Source organism: Streptomyces sp. NPDC127106 (assembly GCF_042677605.1).
Taxonomy (GTDB): Bacteria; Actinomycetota; Actinomycetes; order Streptomycetales; family Streptomycetaceae; genus Streptomyces.
On the sequence record NZ_JBHXTC010000132.1, the window covers coordinates 1 to 1,813 of the forward strand.

Genomic DNA, 1,813 nt, shown 5'->3' on the forward strand with positions numbered 1-1,813 from the left:
GGGCGGGCGTCTTGTTTTTTTTTTTCTCTGTCCGTCGTCACCCGGTGGGGGTGGCGGCCGCCCCCCCCCCCCCGGGGGGGGCTGGTGGGGGGGGGGGCCCCCCCCCCCCCCCCCACCACGTGTGCCACGCCAGTTTACTGACCGGGTATCAGGGGGCCTTGCCCACGCCGGCCGCGCCGCCCGCGTCGACCTCGGCCACCTCGGCCTCGACGACGGCTCCGGTGCCCTTCTTCGACTGCCGCAGCCGCTTCTCCAGGAAGGAGGCCAGGCCGGTCAGGGCGAAGTTCACCGCGATGTAGATCAGGGCGATCACGACCATGGTCGCGATGGTGTTGCTGTAGTTGGCCGAGATCTGCCGGTTCATCGACATCAGGTCGGCGAAGCCGAGGACCGCGCCACCGAGCGCCGTGTCCTTGAGGATCACCACGAGCTGGCTGACCAGCGCGGGCAGCATCGCCGTGACCGCCTGCGGCACCAGGACGTAGACCATGGTCTGGCCCTTGCGCATGCCGATCGCCTTGGCCGCGTCGGTCTGGCCGCGCGGCAGCGTCAGGATGCCGGCCCGGACGATCTCGGCGATGACCGAGGCGTTGTACAGGACCAGGCCGGTGACCACCGCGTACAGCGGTCGCAGGTCCGAGCTGACGGTGCCGAGCATCACGTACAGCGCGGAGCTGAAGATCATCAGCATCAGGACCGGGATGGCGCGGAAGAACTCCACGACCGCGCCGACCGGGACCCGCACCCATGCGTGGTCGGACAGCCGGGCGATGCCGAGGAGCGCGCCGAGCGGCAGCGCGATCACCATGGCGATCAGGCCGGCCTTGAGGGTCTCACCGAGGCCGGGCAGCAGGAACGTCGTCCAGATCTGGCTGTCCGTGACGAACGGGGTCCACTTGTCGGCGTCGAGCTGGTTCTGCGCGGCCATTCGGTCGAGGATCCACCACAGGGCCAGTGCAAGGACCACCAGGAAGACGCCGGTGTAGATCCAGTTGCGGGCTTTCGCCTTGGGGCCAGGGGTGTCGTACAGAACGGAGCTCATCGCTTCACCGCCACTCGCTTGGCCACCCAGCCCAGCAGCAGGCCGGTGGGCAGGGTCAGCAGGACGAAGCCGAGGGCGAAGACCCCGAAGACGGCGAAGATCGCGTCCGCCTCGTTCTCCAGCATTTCCTTCATCAGCAGGGCCGCTTCGGCCACACCGATGGTTGCCGCCACCGTGGTGTTCTTGGTGAGGGCGATCAATACGTTGGTGAGCGGTGCGACGACCGCTCGGAAGGCCTGGGGGAGCACGATCAGGGTGAGCACCTGGAAGAAGCTCAGGCCCAACGCACGGGCGGCCTCGGCCTGCCCCACGGGCACGGTGTTGATGCCAGCGCGCAGTGCTTCACAGACGAACGTGCCGGTGTAGGCGATCAGACCCAGGACCGCGAGGCGGAAGCCGATCTCCTTGAAGTTCTCGCCGCCGAGCGTGATCTTCAATGTCTGGCTGAGGCCCAGCGAGCAGCCGAGGATCAGCAGGGTCAGCGGCGTGTTGCGCACGACGTTGACGTACGCGGTGCCGAAGGACCGCATGATCGGGACCGGACTGACCCGCATTCCGGCCAGGATCGTGCCCCAGATCAGGGATCCGACCGCGGAGTAGAGGGTGAGCTGCACCGTCACCCAGAAGGCTCCGAGCACGTCGTACTGCCCGGAAGTAAGAAAGTCGAACACGTTGCCCTGCGCTCTCCCCAGGATGGCCGGTGAGGGGGGGGGGCGCCCCGGGGAGCGGGGGGGGGGGGCCCCCCCGCCGGAGGTACAAAAAACAAACGCC

The 1,813-nt window shown here is 68.1% G+C and carries 2 protein-coding genes; both read right to left on the reverse strand.

The genetic code is table 11. From position 1 onward, the window contains the following. Positions 1-148: 148 nt before the first annotated feature. Positions 149-1,042 carry an amino acid ABC transporter permease gene (locus tag ACFVGY_RS37785; protein ID WP_385687116.1) on the reverse strand — a complete coding sequence of 298 codons (894 nt, stop codon included), beginning with the start codon at positions 1,040-1,042 and terminating at the stop codon, positions 149-151. Further along, positions 1,039-1,713, reverse strand: a complete 675-nt coding sequence (locus ACFVGY_RS37790) for an amino acid ABC transporter permease (RefSeq protein WP_385687119.1) — start codon at positions 1,711-1,713, stop codon at positions 1,039-1,041. Before ACFVGY_RS37790 ends, ACFVGY_RS37785 begins: the two co-directional genes overlap by 4 nt. Positions 1,714-1,813: the final 100 nt, after the last annotated feature.

What these genes read in the sequence shown, in the direction of transcription:
- ACFVGY_RS37785 (WP_385687116.1), bottom strand. Translation starts at nt 1,042, where the DNA reads ATGAGCTCCGTTCTGTACGACACCCCTGGCCCCAAGGCGAAAGCCCGC.